Annotated in this window: 15 protein-coding genes; 7 read left to right on the top strand and 8 right to left on the bottom strand. The window is 64.9% G+C overall.

Going from position 1 to position 17,922, the window contains the following annotated elements:
• Positions 1-31 precede the first annotated feature (31 nt).
• The 3 genes from ybgF to tolB are packed head-to-tail and all read right to left on the bottom strand — an operon-like array spanning position 32 to position 2,733.
• Positions 32-826 (bottom strand): tol-pal system protein YbgF, encoded by a 795-nt coding sequence (gene ybgF, locus ACFQPB_RS16790; protein ID WP_382225724.1) that lies wholly within the window; start codon positions 824-826, stop codon positions 32-34.
• Between the two features lie 11 nt (positions 827-837).
• Entirely contained in the window at positions 838-1,425 is a 588-nt protein-coding gene (gene pal, locus ACFQPB_RS16785; RefSeq protein WP_382225722.1) for a peptidoglycan-associated lipoprotein Pal, read from the bottom strand.
• A gap of 45 nt (positions 1,426-1,470) precedes the next feature.
• A complete protein-coding gene (tolB, locus tag ACFQPB_RS16780) occupies positions 1,471-2,733 on the bottom strand; it encodes a Tol-Pal system beta propeller repeat protein TolB (RefSeq protein WP_382225886.1) in 1,263 nt (420 codons plus the stop codon).
• A 240-nt stretch (positions 2,734-2,973) separates the two neighbouring features.
• Here tolB and msbA point away from each other — a divergent pair, with 240 nt between their 5' ends.
• Complete coding sequence (msbA, locus tag ACFQPB_RS16775; protein ID WP_382225719.1) at positions 2,974-4,737, top strand: lipid A export permease/ATP-binding protein MsbA; 1,764 nt, start codon at positions 2,974-2,976, stop codon at positions 4,735-4,737.
• A 21-nt stretch (positions 4,738-4,758) separates the two neighbouring features.
• On the opposite strand, the gene ACFQPB_RS16770 is transcribed toward msbA, so the two are convergent.
• On the bottom strand, positions 4,759-5,601 hold the full coding sequence (locus ACFQPB_RS16770; RefSeq protein ID WP_382225717.1) for a fumarylacetoacetate hydrolase family protein: 843 nt from the start codon (positions 5,599-5,601) through the stop codon (positions 4,759-4,761).
• Between the two features lie 110 nt (positions 5,602-5,711).
• Here ACFQPB_RS16770 and grpE point away from each other — a divergent pair, with 110 nt between their 5' ends.
• The 6 genes from grpE (at position 5,712) to ACFQPB_RS16740 (ending at position 13,613) form a co-directional block, all read left to right on the top strand.
• Positions 5,712-6,266, top strand: a complete 555-nt coding sequence (grpE, locus tag ACFQPB_RS16765; RefSeq protein WP_382225883.1) for a nucleotide exchange factor GrpE — start codon at positions 5,712-5,714, stop codon at positions 6,264-6,266.
• 83 nt (positions 6,267-6,349) lie between these two features.
• Complete coding sequence (gene dnaK, locus ACFQPB_RS16760; RefSeq protein ID WP_382225714.1) at positions 6,350-8,290, top strand: molecular chaperone DnaK; 1,941 nt, start codon at positions 6,350-6,352, stop codon at positions 8,288-8,290.
• An 88-nt stretch (positions 8,291-8,378) separates the two neighbouring features.
• Positions 8,379-9,512 carry a molecular chaperone DnaJ gene (gene dnaJ / locus ACFQPB_RS16755; RefSeq protein WP_382225711.1) on the top strand — a complete coding sequence of 378 codons (1,134 nt, stop codon included), beginning with the start codon at positions 8,379-8,381 and terminating at the stop codon, positions 9,510-9,512.
• A 110-nt stretch (positions 9,513-9,622) separates the two neighbouring features.
• Positions 9,623-10,987 (top strand): MBL fold metallo-hydrolase RNA specificity domain-containing protein, encoded by a 1,365-nt coding sequence (locus ACFQPB_RS16750; protein WP_382225708.1) that lies wholly within the window; start codon positions 9,623-9,625, stop codon positions 10,985-10,987.
• Between the two features lie 135 nt (positions 10,988-11,122).
• Entirely contained in the window at positions 11,123-12,295 is a 1,173-nt protein-coding gene (locus ACFQPB_RS16745; RefSeq protein WP_382225705.1) for a porin, read from the top strand.
• Between the two features lie 40 nt (positions 12,296-12,335).
• A complete protein-coding gene (locus ACFQPB_RS16740) occupies positions 12,336-13,613 on the top strand; it encodes an ABC transporter substrate-binding protein (protein WP_382225702.1) in 1,278 nt (425 codons plus the stop codon).
• 15 nt (positions 13,614-13,628) lie between these two features.
• Here ACFQPB_RS16740 and ACFQPB_RS16735 read toward each other — a convergent pair whose 3' ends face one another.
• The 4 genes from ACFQPB_RS16735 to ACFQPB_RS16720 all read right to left on the bottom strand — a co-directional run.
• Positions 13,629-14,717, bottom strand: a complete 1,089-nt coding sequence (locus ACFQPB_RS16735) for a PA0069 family radical SAM protein (protein WP_382225699.1) — start codon at positions 14,715-14,717, stop codon at positions 13,629-13,631.
• 109 nt (positions 14,718-14,826) lie between these two features.
• On the bottom strand, positions 14,827-15,795 hold the full coding sequence (locus ACFQPB_RS16730; protein ID WP_382202541.1) for an NAD(P)H-dependent flavin oxidoreductase: 969 nt from the start codon (positions 15,793-15,795) through the stop codon (positions 14,827-14,829).
• 91 nt (positions 15,796-15,886) lie between these two features.
• Positions 15,887-17,677 carry an acyl-CoA dehydrogenase gene (locus ACFQPB_RS16725; protein ID WP_382202542.1) on the bottom strand — a complete coding sequence of 597 codons (1,791 nt, stop codon included), beginning with the start codon at positions 17,675-17,677 and terminating at the stop codon, positions 15,887-15,889.
• Positions 17,678-17,740: 63 nt separating this feature from the next.
• Positions 17,741-17,922 (bottom strand): electron transfer flavoprotein subunit alpha/FixB family protein (locus tag ACFQPB_RS16720; RefSeq protein ID WP_043387147.1); only part of this gene is annotated, 182 nt, incomplete at its 5' end.

The following is a 17,922-nucleotide window of genomic DNA, read 5'->3' as shown; positions in this document are numbered from 1 at the left end:
GCGCAGCGCGGCGGCGCGCCGGTGGGGGTGGTCAGCGCAGACGCGCGAGGCGGTCGCGCGCCGTGGCGCCGGCTTCGGTCTGAGGATGGGCCTTGACCAAGTCTTCCAGGCTGCGCTTGGCTGCGCGCACGTCCTTGAGCTCGATCTGGCAGTTGGCGATCGCCAACATGGCCTCGGGCACCCGCGCATGCCGGGGCGAACCCGCGATCAAGCGCTGGTAAATGGCAATGGCTTCCTTGTACTCACGCAGTGCGTAGTGGGTGTTGCCCAGCCAGTACTGCGCAGCGGGCGTGTAGCCGCTGTCTGGGTAGCGTTGCAAAAACTGCTGGTAGAGCTGGGCCGCACGCGGGAACTCGGTCTTGCGCAGCTCGGCCATGGCGGCCTCGAAGTCGCGCTTTTCTGCCGGCGTGGCATTGAACTCAGCGCCGTCGAGCTGGACCTTGGTCGGCTCCAGCGTGCGCAGCCGCTCGTCCAGCGTCGCCAGCACGTCTTTTTGCTGGCGCTGCAGATCAGCCACTTCGCGTGCCAGTTGCTCGTTCTGCCCACGCAGGCGCGCCAGCTCCGCTCGCAAGGTCTCGATCTGGTTGGACAACTCGAGCAGGCTGCGCCGGGTGGGCGCCGCACTTTCCTCGGTCAGGCGCGAGAGCTCCGTTTCCAGGCGGCGGTTGGCCGCGTCCGATGCCTGGCGGTTGGCCTCCACCTTGTCACGCAACTCGATGATGGCCTTGCGTGCCTCGTCGTCGCCAAACAACGCGTGCGAAGGCAAGGCAAGCAACACCGCTGCCCCAAGAACAGAGGTGCGAAGCAACAGACGGACTGCGCGCATGGTGAAACCGCTCAACGGTAGGTGATCTCGACGCGGCGGTTCTTGGCGAACGCGGCTTCATCGGCGCCCGCGTCCGCCGGCTTTTCCTTGCCAAAACTCACCGCCTCCAGCTGGGCGTCGTTGACACCCAGCAAGCCCAACGCGCGGCGCACCGCCTCGGCACGTTTCTGGCCCAGGGCCAGATTGTACTCGCGTCCGCCACGCTCATCGGTGTGGCCTTCCAGCGCGATGCGGCGGCGGGTGTCCGCCTTGAGGTGACGGGCATGCGCCTCCAGCAGCGACGCAAATTCGGGCTTGATCGCGAAGCTGTCGTAGTCGAAATACACGACCCGGGCCACGCCCACCGGCGCCTGGCCTGCCGGATTCTGGCCGACCTGCACACCGGTCACACCGCGTGGATCAACAGCCCCCGTGCTGCCCTGCCCGCCGCCGGCACCGCCCACACCACCGGTGATGGGGGCTGCGTTGCGGTCTTCCACGGCCACATCGTCCAGCTTGACGTTGGAGCACGCCCCCAGTGCACCGGCCAGGACAAGCAAGCCCAGGCGCGCGGACCAGGAGGATTTGGACAAACGGGGCATCGGATGTGAGGAGTTCATGGCAAATGGGGAGGAAAAAATGGCAAGAAAACAAAAACGAACAGATCAGCGCTGGAACGGACCCCAGTCGGGCTCGCGGATATCGCCCTGCGCACTGGCCAGACGGGCTTTGATGCGGCCGTCCACGGTGATGGTCATCAAGGCTTCACGGCCTTGTTGCCGCGTGGCGTACACGATCATGCGGCTGTTGGGCGCAAAACTGGGGCTCTCGTCGGCGGTGGTATCGGTCAGTGGGTTGGATTGCCCGGACTGCAGATCGAGCACGTAGAGCTTGAACGCGCCACCCACCCGCGACACGTAGGCCAGCCAGCGGCCATCGGCGCTCGGCGAAGGCGAAATATTGTAGTTGCCTGTGAAGGTCACCCGCTCCGCATTGCCGCCTTGTGCGGGCATGCGGTAAATCTGGGGCGAGCCGCCACGGTCGCTGACGAAATAAATCGTGCGCCCATCCGGCGCAAACGCCGGCTCGGTGTCGATGCTGCTGGATTGCGTGAGCCGGCGAGGCTCGCCGCCGTTGGCATCAAGTGCGTACAGCTGCGACTGACCGCCCAGCGTGAGTGTGGCCACCACCTGGCGCCCATCGGGCGACCACGCAGGGGCACTGTTGGACCCACGGAAATTGGCCAGCAAACGCCGCCGACCGGTGGCCACATCGTGGGCGTAAATCACCGGCTTGCGCGCCTCAAACGACACGTAAGCCAGTTGCGAGCCGTTGGGCGACCACGCCGGCGAGATGATGGGCTCTGGGCTGGTAAGCGCCGCCTGGGCGTTTTCGCCGTCCGCATCGGCCACCCACAGGTTGTAGCGCGCGCCCTGTTTGGACACATAGGCCACGCGGGTGGAAAACACACCCTTGTCGCCGGTCAGTTTTTCGTACACGTGGTCGGCCACGCGGTGGGCAGCGAGCCGGAGGTCGCCCACCGGCACCGGGAAGCTCAGGCCGCCGAGGTCTTGCGCACGCACCACGTCCCACAGGCGAAAGCGCACGTCGTAGCGGCCATCGGCCAGGCGGGTGATGCTGCCGGTCAGCAACGCGTCGGCCTGGCGCTCGCGCCATGGCGCCAGGTCGGGACGCGAAGTTTCGTCGAGCGCACCACCCACGGGCGGCACGGCGCGCAGCAGGCCGCTGCGCTCCAGGTCGGCCTGCACGATGGCCGCCACGTTCTGGGGCGCCGCCTCACCGCCCCGAAAAGGCGCGATGGCAATGGGAATCTGCGTCAGGCCCACACCCGACACCTCAACGCGAAATTGCGCATGTGCCGTGGACGCCGCACCGGTCAACATCAGCGCGGACACACCCGCCACCATGCGGCGGCGATCCACAACGGGCAGAAAATGAGAATGGGCAGGGAGTTGGGAAGGAATCATCGTTTATAGAACGGTCGGGGCCGGGTACCCGGCGCGGGAGGCCACCGGCATGGCGCCGATAATACTGGACCGGCCAGCACGCGAGCGTGACAAGTTGTGCCCCAATGGAGCGCCCGCGCACGCCCAGGTTCCCGTCCGTTTGGCAAGATCAGCCATTTTTGCCCTTTTGTTGCATCCGCCTTGACCACCGACGCCTCCACATCCACGTTGACCCAGCGTCTTTCCAGGCTCTGGCCCTACTTCCGCTCGGCACGCGGGGGCATTGCGCTGGCGGCCGTGGGCACGCTGATCGGCGCGCTGACCGAACCGCTGATTCCCGCCTTCTTGCAGATGTTGCTCGACAAAGGTTTTGTGGACCGCGGCATCCCGCTGTGGGCGGTGCCCGCCGCCCTGCTGGGGCTGTTTGGCATACGGGGCCTGGCCGGCTTTGTGGCCCAGTACGCGCTGACCTACACCGCCAGCCTGGGGCTGCTGAACCTGCGCCGCGCCATGTTCGAGCGACTCAACGCTGCCGAGTTGTCGCTGTTTTCGCAGCAGACGGCCAGCAAGCTCTCCAACACCCTGGTGTATGAGGTTCAGACCGGCTCCACCACCCTGGTGAACGCATTCCTCACCCTGACCAAAGACAGCCTGACGCTGATGGCGCTGATGGGCTACCTGCTGTACCTCAACTGGAAGCTCACCCTGATCGTGCTGCTGCTGTTTCCAGGCCTGATCTGGATCATGCGGGTGTTTTCGCGCCGCCTGTACCGGCTGACCCAAGCCAGCCAGCAGGCCACCGACGACCTGGCCTACGTGGTGGAAGAAAACGTGTTGGCCCACCGCATGGTGCGCCTGCACGGTGCCCAGGCCCAGCAGGCCCGCCGTTTTGACGTGCTCAGCGTGGCCCTGCGGCGCTTGGCACTGAAAACCACCATCGCCCAGGCGGCCATGACGCCCCTCACCCAAATGCTGGCCGCAGCCGCGCTCTCGGCCGTGATCGCCGTGGCCCTGGTGCAAAGCGGTGGCAGTGGCGTCACCGTGGGGGGCTTTGTGTCGTTTGTTACCGCCATGCTGATGCTGGTCACGCCCATACGCCACCTGGCCGAAATCGCCGGCCCCATCGCGCGCGGGCTGGCGGCGCTCGAACGCGGCCTGGCCCTGATTGAAGAAACACCCAGCCAGGCAGGCGGCCAGCACGCACCCACCCACGTGACGGGTCACATCGATCTGCAAGACGTCTGGGTTCGCTACGGTGAAGAAGGCTCGGCCGCGCTCCAAGGCGTGAGCCTGGACATCGCACCCGGCCAGGTGGTGGCGCTGGTCGGTCCGTCCGGGTCAGGCAAAACCACGCTGGCCAACCTGTTGCCTCGCTTCGTGGAGGCTTCGGCCGGGCAGGTACAACTCGATGGCCACCCGCTGGCCGACTGGGACTTGGGCACCCTGCGGCGCCAGTTCGCCATGGTCAGCCAGGATGTGGTCATGCTCAACGACAGCCTGGCCTTCAACGTGGCCCTGGGCAGCGACCCAGACCCTGTGCGGGTAGAACACGCCCTGCGCGCCGCCAATCTGGGCGACCTGCTGGACCGCCTGCCCCAGGGCATTCACAGCAAGGTGGGGCACAACGCCACCGAACTCTCGGGTGGCCAACGCCAGCGCCTGGCCATCGCCCGGGCCCTATACAAAGACGCCCCCATCCTCATCCTGGACGAAGCCACCTCGGCGCTGGACAACGAATCCGAGCGGCTGGTGCAGGACGCCATAGGCCGGCTCATGACCGGCCGCACCACCATCGTCATCGCCCACCGGCTGTCCACCATCGAACACGCCGACCGCGTGGTGGTGCTGGCCGAAGGCCGCATCATCGAACAAGGTAGCCACCGCGAGCTGCTCCAGCTCGATGGCCTGTACGCCAGGTTGCACGCACACGGCGGGCTGACGGGCAGCGACAACTCCGGGGGCTGAGGGGCGTTCAGCTGCGGCGGCTCACACCGCCACCACCCTCTGACGCTGCCGACCCAGCACGCCACCGTCCAGCTCCATCACGTCGCCCGCCTTCAGGTAGACCGGCGGCTTGAAGCCCATGCCCACCCCGGGTGGTGTGCCGGTGGGGATCACATCGCCGGGTTGCAAGGCCATAAAACGGCTGAGGTAGCTCACGATGTGGGCGACGCCAAAAATCATGGTGCGGGTGTTGCCGGACTGGCGGCGTTGTCCGTTGACGTCCAGCCAGAGGTCGATGGCCTGCACGTCGGCAATCTCATCGGGCGTCACCAACCAAGGGCCGATGGGGCAATGGGTGGGGTAACTTTTGCCCTTGGTCCACTGGCCTTCGTATTCCATTTGATAGGCGCGCTCCGACACGTCGTTGACCAGGCAAAAACCCGCCACGTATTGCAAGGCATCTTCCTCGCTCACGTGCCAGGCGCGCCGGCCAACGACGATGCCAAGTTCCACCTCCCAATCCATCTTTTCGCTGCCCGGTGGCAGCAGCACGTCGTCGAAGGGGCCGCTGATGGCGCCGTTGTGTTTGTTGAAAACAATCGGTTGGCCCGGCGGTTTCAGGCCGGCTTCGGCCGCGTGGTCGGCATAATTGAGGCCGATCGCCACCACGTTGCCCACCTGGCCAACGCAGGCGCCCAGCCGGGTGTCGGCGGGCAACACGGGCAGCGTGGCCGGGTCGATGGCGGCCAGGCGGGCCAGCGTGTCCGGGTGCAGAGTGGCGGATGAGATGTCTGCCACATGGGCCGAAAGGTCGCGCAGGGCGCCTTGGGCGTCCACCAGACCGGGTTTTTCCTGACCTTGCGGGCCGTGTCGCATGAGCTTCATGGGTGTTCCTGTGGGGTTTTCAACCATTTTGTCATGAGGGCCTTGAAAGCCGCCGGGCTGCCCCCATGTCCTCTTTTGATTTCGATTTACCTATCGCCAGCACGAACGCCATGAGCCACCCCGCACAAGACCCCCACGCCACCGGCGCCCCGGTGAGCCCCGAGGAAGCCGAAGCCGCCCTGGCTGCCAATCAGCATGAAGCCGAGCAGGCCATGGCCGATGAGCTGGCCACGCTGAAGGCCCAGAACACCGACTTGGCCGACCAATTCCTGCGCGCCAAGGCCGAGGCCGAAAACGCCCGCCGCCGCGCTGAGGAAGAGGTCAGCAAGGCCCGCAAGTTTGCGGTGGAGAGTTTTGCCGAAAGCCTGCTGGCCGTCGCCGACAGCCTGGAAGCGGGCCTGGCCATCAAGGACGCCACGCCCGAGCAAATCCGCGAAGGCGCCGATGCCACGCTCAAGCAGCTGAACAGTGCCCTGGCCCGCCACAAGGTGCTGCCCATCGCACCCGCTGCTGGCGACAAATTCGATCCCCACCACCACCAGGCCATCAGCATGGTGCCGGCCGAACAAGAGGCCAACACGGTGGTGGCGGTGTTGCAAAAAGGTTACCTGATCGCCGAGCGCGTGCTGCGCCCCGCGCTGGTCACCGTGGCCGCACCCAAGTGACACACAGCCTGTGCACTTGAAATCCAGCCACTTATCCACAGATTCACCACAGCTTTAACTCTTTTCGTATTTCGGAGAACACCATGGGAAAAATCATCGGCATTGACCTCGGCACCACCAACAGCTGCGTGTCCATCATGGAAGGCAACACCACGCGGGTGATCGAGAACAGCGAGGGCGCGCGCACCACGCCGTCCATCGTGGCCTACCAAGAAGACGGCGAAGTGCTGGTCGGCGCGTCCGCCAAGCGCCAGGCCGTGACCAACCCCAAGAACACGCTCTACGCGATCAAACGCCTGATCGGCCGCAAGTTCACCGAGAAGGAAGTGCAGAAGGACATCAACCTGATGCCCTACGCCATCGTGGCCGCCGACAACGGCGACGCCTGGGTGGAAGTGCGCGGCAACAAGATCTCGGCCCAACAGGTCAGCGCCGACATCCTGCGCAAGATGAAGAAGACCGCCGAGGACTACCTGGGCGAGCCCGTGACCGAAGCCGTCATCACCGTGCCCGCCTACTTCAACGACGCCCAGCGCCAGGCCACCAAGGACGCTGGCCGCATCGCCGGCCTGGATGTCAAGCGCATCATCAACGAGCCCACCGCCGCCGCGCTGGCCTTTGGCCTGGACAAGCAGGAAAAGGGTGACCGCAAGATTGCCGTGTACGACCTCGGTGGTGGCACGTTTGACGTGTCCATCATCGAAATTGCCGACGTCGATGGCGAGAAGCAGTTCGAAGTGCTGTCCACCAACGGCGACACCTTCCTGGGTGGCGAAGACTTCGACCAGCGCATCATCGACTACATCATCGGTGAGTTCAAAAAGGAACAAGGCGTTGACCTGAGCAAGGACGTTCTGGCCCTGCAGCGCCTGAAGGAAGCTGCTGAGAAGGCCAAGATCGAGCTGTCCAGCTCGGCCGCCACCGACATCAACCTGCCCTACATCACGGCAGACGCCACCGGCCCCAAGCACCTGAACATCAAGATGACCCGCGCCAAGCTGGAAAGCCTGGTGGACGAGCTGATCGAGCGCACCATCGCACCTTGCCGCACCGCCATCAAAGACGCCGGCATCAGCGTGGGCGACATCCACGACGTGATTCTGGTGGGTGGCATGACCCGCATGCCCAAGGTGCAGGACAAGGTCAAGGAGTTCTTCGGCAAGGACCCGCGCAAGGACGTCAACCCCGACGAAGCCGTGGCCGTGGGTGCCGCCATCCAGGGCCAGGTGCTCTCGGGTGACCGCAAGGACGTGCTGCTGCTGGACGTAACCCCGCTGTCGCTGGGCATCGAGACCATGGGCGGCGTGATGACCAAGATGATCGCCAAGAACACCACCATCCCGACCAAGTTCGCGCAGGTGTTCTCCACCGCCGACGACAACCAGCCGGCCGTGACCATCAAGGTGTTCCAGGGTGAGCGCGAAGTGGCCGCCGGCAACAAGCTGCTGGGCGAGTTCAACCTTGAAGGCATCCCGCCCGCACCGCGTGGCACGCCGCAGATCGAAGTGTCCTTCGACATCGACGCCAACGGCATCCTGCACGTGGGCGCCAAGGACAAGGGCACCGGCAAGGAAAACAAGATCACCATCAAGGCCAACTCGGGTCTGACCGAGGAGGAAATCCAGAAGATGGTGAAGGACGCCGAGCTCAACGCCGCCGAGGACAAGAAAAAGGTGGAACTGGTGCAGGCCCGCAACCAGGCCGAAGCCCTGGCCAACAGCGTCAAGAAGAGCCTGACCGAGTACGGCGACAAGCTCGACGCGGCCGAGAAGGACGCCATCGAAGCCGCCATCAAGGACCTGGAAGAAGCCGCCAAAGGCGAGGACAAGGACGCCATTGAGGCCAAGTCCACCGCGCTGATGACCACCAGCCAGAAGCTGGGCGAGAAGATGTACGCCGACCAGCAGGCCCAGCAAGCTGCGGCGGCAGCAGGTGCAGGCGCAGCGGAAGGTGCAGCGTCCTCGTCCAAACCGGTCGATGACGATGTGGTGGATGCCGAAGTCAAGGAAGTGAAGAAGGGCTGATCGGGCTCGGCCCCGCCACCGCCGCCGCGTCCGGACACTGCAAGGTGGCCGGCGCGGCGTTTGTGTTCAACAGGAACAGTGACAGACCATGGCAAAACGCGACTTTTACGAAGTGCTGGGTGTGCCCAAGAACGCCTCCGACGAGGAGATCAAGAAGGCGTACCGCAAGCTCGCCATGAAGCACCACCCGGACCGCAACCAGGGTGACACGGCCAAAAACGCGGAAGAAAAATTCAAGGAGGCCAAGGAGGCCTACGAGATGCTTTCGGACCCGCAGAAAAAAGCGGCATACGACCAGTACGGCCACGCGGGCGTGGACCCGAACATGCGCGGTGGACCAGGGGCCGAGGGCTTTGGCGGCTTCTCCGAGGCTTTTGGCGACATCTTCGGCGACATCTTTGGTGGCCAGCGCGGCGGTGGCCGGGGCGGGCGCCAGGTCTACCGTGGCAACGATTTGTCGTACGCCATGGAGATCAGCCTCGAAGAAGCGGCCCAGGGCAAGGAAGCGCAAATCCGCATCCCGAGCTGGGACAACTGCGACACCTGCAGCGGCACCGGCGCCAAGCCCGGCACCAGCGTCAAGACCTGCCCCAGCTGCCAGGGCTCGGGCTCGGTGCAGATGCGCCAGGGCTTCTTCAGCGTTCAACAGACCTGCCCGCACTGCCACGGCAGCGGCAAGATCATTCCCGAGCCTTGCACCACCTGCAACGGCCAGGGCAAGCTCAAGAAGCACAAGACGCTGGAAGTCAAGATCCCAGCCGGCATCGACGACGGCATGCGCATCCGCAGCGCCGGCAACGGCGAGCCGGGGCGCAACGGCGGCCCCTCGGGCGACCTGTTCATCGAGATCCGCATCCGCAAACACGACATCTTCGAGCGCGACGGCGACGACCTGCATTGCCAGGTGCCGGTGAGCATGCCCACGGCCGCATTGGGTGGCGAAATCGACGTGCCCACGCTGAGCGGCAAGGCCACCATCGACATCCCCGAAGGCACACAGAGCGGCAAAACCTTCCGTCTGCGCGGGCGCGGCGTCAAGGGCGTGCGCTCCAGCTACCCGGGCGACCTGTACTGCCACATCGTGGTGGAGACGCCGGTCAAGCTCACCGAGCACCAGCGCAAGCTGATCAAGGAGCTGGACGAGTCGTTCAAGAAGGGTGGCCACAAGCACAGCCCCAACGACAAGGGTTGGTTCGAGAAGGCCAAAGACTTCTTCAGCTGAGTCCCCGCCATCCACCCAAAAGGCCAGCCTCGTGCTGGCCTTTTTTGTTGGGGGTCACCCGTAAACGAATCGGTGGGCACGGCGGTGGCAAGCGGGCATAAGATGTGCCCATGAGCGTCAACATCACCTTCCTCGGTGGCACCGGAACGGTCACCGGCTCCAAGTACTTGGTGGAGCACGCGGGCCAGCGCTTGCTGGTGGACTGCGGTCTGTTCCAGGGCTACAAACAACTGCGGCTGCGCAACCGCCGGCCCCTGCCCTTTGAGCCGCGTCACCTGGGTGCGGTGCTGCTGACCCACGCCCACCTGGACCACAGCGGCTACCTGCCCTTGCTCGCCAAAGAGGGTTTTCACGGCAAAGTCTGGGCGACACCGGCCACGCGTGATCTGGCGGCCATCCTGCTGCCCGACAGCGGGCACATCCAAGAGGAAGATGCGGCCTTCGCCAACCGACACGGTTTCTCCAAACATGCGCCAGCGCTCCCGCTCTACACCGAAGAAGACGCGCGCCGCAGCCTCAAGCTCTTGCACACCGTGCCCATGCAACAAGACTTCGAGCCCCTGCCCGGCTGGCGGGCGCGTTTCACCGGCGCCGGGCACATCCTGGGTGCGGCCAGTGTGCTGCTGCAGGTGGGGGGTCGGCGCATCCTCTTCTCGGGCGACCTGGGCCGTCCCGACGATCTGCTGATGAAACCGCCTGAGGCAGCACCTGCCGCCGACACGGTGCTGATCGAATCGACCTACGGCGACCGCGAGCACCCCAAGGAAGACGTAGTGGCCGAGCTGGGCCCCGCGTTGGCACGGGTGGCCGCACGCGGCGGCACCGCCGTGGTGCCGGTGTTTGCGGTAGGCCGCGCGCAGGCGCTGCTCCATGCCATTGCCGAGTTGAAGGCGCGCCACGCCATCCCACCCTCGCTGCCCATCTACCTTGATAGCCCCATGGCCATCCACACCACCGAGCTGTTCCAGCACCACCTGGGCGAACACCGGCTGGACGCCGCGCAGTGCCGGGCCATGGGCCACGCGGCACACTTCACGGTCACGCCCGACCAGTCGCGTGCGATTGCGATGAACCACGGTCCCAAGGTGGTGTTGGCGGCCAGTGGCATGGCCACCGGCGGGCGGGTTCTGCACCACCTGGCGCAGTACCTGGGGGACCACCGCCACATGGTCATCCTCACCGGCTACCAGGCGCCGGGCACACGAGGTGCCACGCTGGCTGCGGGCGGCACCCATCTGCGCCTGCATGGCCAGGACATACCGGTGCGGGCCGAGGTGGTGCAACTGCAAAGCGCCTCGGCCCATGCGGATGCTGGCCAACTCATGGCCTGGCTGCGCACCCTGCCCAGCCGCCCACATCAGGTGTTTGTGGTGCACGGCGACCCCGAGGCCTCGGACGCGCTGCGCCTGCGCATCGAAAAGGAACTGCGCTGGCCGGCCATGGTGCCCGAGCATGGGGCCACCTGGCCTGCCTGAACCACCGCTTTTCGCCCGAAATGTTTCGGGAAAGCGTTCAAAATCGTCACAAATTTGACGTTTCAACGGAGAAAGATCAAAGAAAATCAAGGCAAGACGGGTTTACCCGCAGTTCACCAGGTCAGGGAGAAAAAAATGAAAAGAACAAGCGTCTTGCTTGCTTGCGCAGCACTGAACGTGGCCCCCGTGTGGGCACAGTCATCGCTCACGCTGTTCGGCGTCGCTGAGGCACAGGTCGGCAGTTGGCGCGGCGTCGTGGCGGCGCCGGTATCGCCCACCCAGCCGCTGGGCGCCACGCTGGCCGGCGAGCGATCCACCGGCCTCATCCCCTACGGCATCAACGCTTCGCGCATCGGTTTTCGCGGTGTGGAAGACCTGGGCCAGGGTGTCAAGGTCGGTTTTGTTTTGGAGAACCAACTGTCGCTGGACACCGGGGCCACACCCGCCCGCGCGTTTCACCGGCAGGCCAACCTGGGCGTGACTGGCCCATGGGGCCAACTGCGCCTGGGCCGGGTCTACACGCCGTGGAACGACGTGGCCTCGAACTCGGCCGTGGGTTATGGGGACACCTACGACCCCTATGTTCGCACCTGGCGTATCGGCGGGCCCAGCCCGCTGGGCTCGCAAACGCCCACGCCTGATGGACAGCTCACCGGCTTGGCTGGCGCGTTGGGCCTCAACAACGACATGAACAGCCCGCAGCAGTACACCCACGTGCGCATGGACAAGTCCCTGCGGTACGACGCGCCCAGCTGGGGCGGTTTCACGGTCTCGGCTCAGATGGGCATGCTGGACCCCAGCGGCAAGACGGTGTCGGCACAAAGTTACGCCCTGGTGTACGACGCCAGCCCGTGGCGCGCCGGCCTGGGCTACTACCGCCAAGACACGCTCAGCACCTACGACACGGCCACGGGCCGGCACAACCCCGCAGCGGCACGCCGGGGCCAACTGGACACGGTGACACTGGCCCTCAACCGCGACTTCGGCGGCGCCAAGCTCTGGGCCATGTTGGGCCAATCGCGCTACGACCAGTTTGTGCTCTCACAACGCGCCAAGTCGCGCGAATGGTCTGTGGGTGTGACCGTGCCATGGGGCAGCAGTTGGCTGCTCAAGGCCAGCGTCGCGGGCAGCGACAGCCCACAACTGCAGGGCCGAGACATCGGCGTGGGCACCGAGTTGCACCACCTCCTGTCCAAGCGCACCACCGCCTATGGCGCCTTCAGCGTCAACCACTACGGCGAGCTGTTGCATGGGCAGGCAGAGCGCAAGGCGTCCATCTTTGCGCTGGGACTGCGGCACATGTATTGACTTGCCCCTGGTCACAACCATCTGCTCACGGAACCGTCACATGCCACTTCACCGACTCATGCGCTGGACACTGACGTGTCTGCTGGGTGCTGCCACCCTGCTCCCGCCGGTTGTCCACGCCACCGAACTCAGCTTCTGGAGCTGGCGCGTAGAAGACAAAGCCTTTTACGAACAGGTCGCCAAACAATACAAGGCGAAAACCGGTGACGACGTCAGGTTCACCGCCCACGAGAACACCGACTACCCCACCGCTCTGTCGGCCGCGCTGGCCGCCGGCAACGGGCCCGACATCATCCATGCCCGCGCCTATGGTGGCCTCTCCAGCCTGGCCGATGCCGGCCACTTGTTGCCGCTGACCCCGGCCCAGATCCCCGCCCTGGCGCGCATGAGCGATGGTCTGCTGGCGGGGGCCGCCGGGTACAAGCCGCCCCACGACAAGGTGTTGTACGGTGTGCCTTTTGCCACCCAATCGCTGGGCATCTACGTCAACAAAACCTTGTTGGCTGCACACGGCATCACCACCCTGCCCCGCACCTGGGGCGAGTTCAAGGCGATTTGCCGGCAGCTCAAGGCCAAAGGCGTGAATGCCCTGGCCAATGGCATCAAAGACGCGCCGGTGCTGGAGCAGATGTTTGGTGTGGTGGGGCCAGGTTTCTACGGCGGCACGCCGTTTTTCAAGGATGTGATGGCGGGACGCAAACACTTCACCGCCCCCGAATTCGTGCGCGCCATTGAAGAGGTGGTGTCACTGCGCGCGTTCATGCCACCCAACGCACCCACCATCGCCGAAAACGAAGCCCGAGCGCTGTTCGCGATGGGCCAAGCCGCATTTTTCATGAGCGGCACCTGGAACATTGAAACCATCAAGGCCTTGAACGCCAACATCGTGTTCGACTTCGTGGCGGCACCACCGGTCAGGCCCGGCGCAGCCACCTGGATGTCCACCTTCGCCGACGGCAACTACGCGGTCAATGCCCACAGCAAAAACCGCGACGCTGCCCTGCGGTTTGTCCGATACCTCGCCAGCAAGGAATACGGTCAGCAGTTCAGCGATCAGTTGCGACAGATGTCGGCGGTCCCGGGTGTGTTTCCGAGCGATCCGCTGCTGGCCCAGATCAGCCGCGCCAGCCAGCAGCAAGGCACGCCGTTCATCATGCTCGTGGGCTTTCGCTACCAGGACCCCAACGGCTCGGTGATGCTGCGTGATGGGCTGCAGAGGCTCATGCAAGGTCAAGGCACGGCCCTGGCGCTGGCCAACGCGTTGCAGTCCGGGTTGAGCGCGTGGCACCCGCCGTTCCAGAAAGAGTCGATACGCTGACGCTGTGGCCGCGCCTCAGAACAACGGCATCTGCCCGGCCACCCCCGGGGGACGAAACCGCGAACCGTCCAGGCTGTGTCGCTCGCGGTTGAGGCCCAGGCGGCGGCAGGCCTTCTCAAACCGCTGGTGGATGAGGTCGGCCCAGATGCCCTGTCCCCGCATGCGGGTGGCAAAGTCGGCCGTGTAGTCTTTGCCGCCGCGCATGTCCTGGATGCGCGCCATCACCCGGTCGGCGCGCAGCGGGTGGTGCACCTGCAGCCACTCGCGGAACAGCGGCGCCACCTCCCACGGCAGGCGAACCACCTGGTAAAAGGCACGGTCGGCGCCGGCATCGCGGGCTGCGGCAAGCACCTGTTCCATGTCTTCGTTGATGAACGGAATCTGCGGCGACACACTCACCCCCACCGGAATGCCGGCATCGACCAGCGTGCGGATGGTGCGCAGGCGGCGGTGAGGCGCGGCGGCACGGGGTTCCAGCGTGCGGGCCAGCGCGGCATCCAGCGTGGTGATGGTGACGTAGACCGACGCCAGGCGCTGCGCGGCCATCGGCGCCAGCACATCCAGATCACGCTCCACGCCGCTGGACTTGGTGATGATGGCCAGCGGGTGCTGCGCTTCCTGCAGCACCTCCAACACCGAGCGGGTCAAGCGCAGCTCGCGCTCCACCGGCTGGTAGGCATCGGTCACCGTGCCCAGGCCTATCGGTTCGGGCAGGTGGCCGGGTTTGCCCAAGTCATGGCGCAGCCGTTGGGCAATGTTGCGTTTGGCGATGATCTTGGTCTCAAAGTCCAAGCCGGGCGAGAGGTTGAGGTAACTGTGTGTGGGCCGTGCATAGCAATATATGCAGCCGTGTTCGCAACCTCTGTATGGGTTGATGGACTGGGTGAATGGCACATCGGGCGAGGTGTTGCGGCTGATGGCGCTGCGGGCCAGCTCGTCGGTCACCTGGGTGGCCGGTATACCTTGTGCGGCTGCGCCGGCTTCGTCCAGCGTGCCCCAGCCATCGTCGAACCCGGCGCGCTCGTCCACGGAAAAACGGTGCGCCAACCGGGAAGCGGCGCCGCGCCCCTTGATGGCGTGCACGGGGATGCGGACATCTGACACGGTGAGTGGCCTTAAAACTACTGTTTAAAACATCAGTATTCCACAAGTACGCCCACCACAAAAGCAAAACGCGCCCAACGGCGCGTTTTGCATCAGATGCAAACGGTGCTCAAGCCGAGCAGATGCGCGCCTTCGCCTCGGCGTATTCGCGCTTGAAGCGGGCCACCAAATCGGCAGCGGGCATCACTTCACGGATGGCACCAATGCCCTGGCCACAACCCCAGATGTCCTTCCAGGCTTTGGCGGCATTGGCGCCTTCGCCCGTGCTGAAGTTCATCTTGCTGGGATCGCTGTCGGGCAGCTTGTCGGGGTCCATGCCGGCGTTGCGGATGCTGCCCTTGAGGTAGTTGCCGTGGATGCCGGTGTAGAAGTTGCTGTAAACGATGTCGTCCGAATTGCTCTCGGTGATCATCTGTTTGTAGCCATCCACCGCACGCGCTTCTTCGGTGGCAATGAAGGCCGAACCGATGTAGGCAAAGTCAGCCCCCATGGCCTGTGCCGCCAGGATGGCGCCGCCGGAGGCAATGGAGCCCGACAAGGCCACCGGGCCGTCGAACCACTCGCGGATTTCCTGCACCATGGCGAACGGGCTTTTCACGCTGGCGTGACCACCGGCACCTGCCGCCACCGGGATGAGACCGTCGGCGCCTTTCTCGATGGCCTTGCGCGCGAACACGTTGTTGATCACGTCGTGCAAGACCACACCGCCCCACGAATGCACGGCTTGGTTCACGTCTTCGCGCGCCCCCAGGCTGGTGATGACGATGGGCACCTTGTATTTGGCGCAGACCTGCATGTCGTGCTCCAGCCGGTCGTTGCTCTTGTGAACGATCTGGTTGATGGCAAAAGGCGCCGCCGGGTTGTCGGGGTTGGCCTTGTCGTGCGCGGCCAGGGCTTCGGTGATTTCAGCCAACCAGTCTTCCAGCTGGGCAGCCGGTCGGGCGTTGAGCGCGGGCATGGAGCCCACCACCCCGGCCTTGCACTGGGCAATCACCAGCTTGGGGTTGCTGATGATGAACAGTGGTGAACCGATGACGGGGAACTTGATTTTCTGCAGGACCGGGGGCAGTTTGGACATGGTGTCTCCGTGGGAATGTTGTCTGTGATTCTGGTGGTGACTGCGCGCCCCACCCTGTCGCCGCAGCTACAGGGTGGGCGGCGTGTCAGCCTCAGAAGGCTTCAAGTGCCATCTCGGTCACGCCCGCAGCACCTTCGACGATGCTGTCGCGCACGCCCGGGGCGCGGCTCAGGACGTGGTCGGCGTAGAAACGCGCGGTGGTGATCTTGGCCTGCATGAAGGCCACATCCTCCCCGGCAGCCACCTTCTGCTCGGCCACCAGCAGCGCACGTGCCATTTGCCAGCCCGCCATCACATTGCCCGCCAGCATCAGGTAGGGCACGCTGCCGGCAAACACGGCGTTGGGATCGGCCTTGGTGTGGCCGGCCACAAACTTCACCGCGTCTTCAAAGGCCAGGCGTGCGGCCGTCAGGCGCTTGAGCACCGCCTGTGCGTGCGCGCTGCCGCTTCGGGCCAGCTCGGCCTCGGTGGTGGTGATCTGCTGCGCGATGGCCAACGCCGTCTGGCCGCCGTCGCGCGATGTCTTGCGCCCCACCAGGTCATTGGCCTGGATAGCGGTTGTGCCTTCGTAGATGGTCAGGATCTTGGCATCGCGGTAGTACTGCGCCGCACCGGTCTCCTCAATGAAGCCCATGCCGCCGTGCACCTGCACGCCCAGCGAGGTGACTTCCAGGCTCATCTCGGTGCTGTAGCCCTTGACCAGCGGCACCATGAACTCGTAGAAGGCCTGGTTTTGCTTGCGCACCTCGGCGTCGGGGTGGTGGTGCGAGGCGTCGTAGGCGGCGGCGGCAGTGAGCGCCATGGCGCGGCAGCCTTCGGTCAGTGCGCGCATGGTCATCAACATGCGCTTCACATCGGGGTGGTGGATGATGGGTGCGGCGGTGTTCAGGCTGCCATCCACCGGGCGGCTTTGTACGCGATCACGTGCGTAACCCACAGCCTTTTGGTAAGCGCGCTCGGCAATGGCCACGCCCTGCATGCCCACCGCGTAACGGGCCGCGTTCATCATGATGAACATGTATTCGAGGCCGCGGTTTTCCTGGCCCACCAGGTAACCGACAGCGCCGCCGTGGTCACCGTACTGCAGCACGGCGGTGGGGCTGGCCTTGATGCCCATCTTGTGTTCGATGCTCACGCAGTGCACGTCGTTGCGCGCACCCAGGCTGCCGTCGGGGTTCACGAGGAACTTGGGCACAACAAACAGGCTGATGCCCTTGACGCCTTCGGGCGCCCCGGTCACACGGGCGAGCACGAGGTGGACGATGTTCTCGGCCATGTCGTGTTCACCGTAGGTGATGAAGATCTTGGTGCCGAAGACCTTGTAGGTGCCGTCCGGCTGGGGTTCGGCCCGGCTGCGCACGGCGGCCAGATCGCTGCCAGCCTGCGGCTCGGTCAGGTTCATGGTGCCGGTCCACTGGCCGCTGATGAGCTTTTCCAGGTAAGTGGCCTTGAGCTCATCGCTGCCGGCGGTCAACAGGGCTTCAATGGCGCCATCGGTCAGCAGCGGGCACAGCGCAAAGCTCATGTTGGCGCTGTTGAGCATTTCGGTGCAGGCCGCACCAATGGTCTTGGGCAGGCCTTGGCCGCCGAAATCCACCGGGTGCTGCAGGCCTTGCCAGCCGCCTTCGCCGTACTGTTTGAAGGCATCCTTGAAGCCCGGGGTGGTGCTGACTTTGCCGTCGTGGAAGGACGAGGGGTATTTGTCACCCTCCCAGTTCAAGGGCGAAATCACCCCTTCATTGAGCTTGGCGCACTCCTCCAGCACGGCCTGTGCGGTCTCCAGACCAGCGTCTTCAAAACCGGGCAACTGCGACACCTGGGCGATGTTGGCCAGGTGCTCGATGTCAAAAAGCATGTCCTTGAGGGGGGCGATGTAGCTCATGGGGAGGTCTCCAGATACAAAAAAGGCGTCAAGATCGTTGACGCCCGAGAGGGTGTTGTGGGCTCAGAGCGCCTTGACCAGCTCCGGCACAGCCGTGAACAGGTCGGCCTCCAACCCGTAGTCGGCCACCGAGAAGATGGGGGCCTCAGGGTCCTTGTTGATCGCCACGATCACCTTGGAGTCCTTCATGCCCGCCAAATGCTGGATGGCGCCCGAGATGCCCGCGGCGATGTAGAGCTGAGGCG

Origin of the sequence: Hydrogenophaga atypica (assembly GCF_042665215.1) — a bacterium.
Classification (GTDB): Bacteria; Pseudomonadota; Gammaproteobacteria; order Burkholderiales; family Burkholderiaceae_C; genus Hydrogenophaga; species Hydrogenophaga defluvii_A.
Note: the sequence above shows the minus strand (reverse complement) of the source record. Positions and strands in the feature narration are given on the sequence as shown.

Bases quoted from the DNA above. Each gene is read 5' to 3' on its own strand.
- ybgF (WP_382225724.1), bottom strand. From the start codon at position 826: ATGCGCGCAGTCCGTCTGTTGCTTCGCACCTCTGTTCTTGGGGCAGCG.
- pal (WP_382225722.1), bottom strand. From the start codon at position 1,425: ATGAACTCCTCACATCCGATGCCCCGTTTGTCCAAATCCTCCTGGTCC.
- tolB (WP_382225886.1), bottom strand. From the start codon at position 2,733: ATGGTGGCGGGTGTGTCCGCGCTGATGTTGACCGGTGCGGCGTCCACG.
- ACFQPB_RS16770 (WP_382225717.1), bottom strand. From the start codon at position 5,601: ATGAAGCTCATGCGACACGGCCCGCAAGGTCAGGAAAAACCCGGTCTG.
- grpE (WP_382225883.1), top strand. From the start codon at position 5,712: ATGAGCCACCCCGCACAAGACCCCCACGCCACCGGCGCCCCGGTGAGC.
- dnaK (WP_382225714.1), top strand. From the start codon at position 6,350: ATGGGAAAAATCATCGGCATTGACCTCGGCACCACCAACAGCTGCGTG.
- dnaJ (WP_382225711.1), top strand. From the start codon at position 8,379: ATGGCAAAACGCGACTTTTACGAAGTGCTGGGTGTGCCCAAGAACGCC.
- ACFQPB_RS16750 (WP_382225708.1), top strand. From the start codon at position 9,623: ATGAGCGTCAACATCACCTTCCTCGGTGGCACCGGAACGGTCACCGGC.
- ACFQPB_RS16745 (WP_382225705.1), top strand. From the start codon at position 11,123: ATGAAAAGAACAAGCGTCTTGCTTGCTTGCGCAGCACTGAACGTGGCC.
- ACFQPB_RS16740 (WP_382225702.1), top strand. From the start codon at position 12,336: ATGCCACTTCACCGACTCATGCGCTGGACACTGACGTGTCTGCTGGGT.
- ACFQPB_RS16730 (WP_382202541.1), bottom strand. From the start codon at position 15,795: ATGTCCAAACTGCCCCCGGTCCTGCAGAAAATCAAGTTCCCCGTCATC.
- ACFQPB_RS16725 (WP_382202542.1), bottom strand. From the start codon at position 17,677: ATGAGCTACATCGCCCCCCTCAAGGACATGCTTTTTGACATCGAGCAC.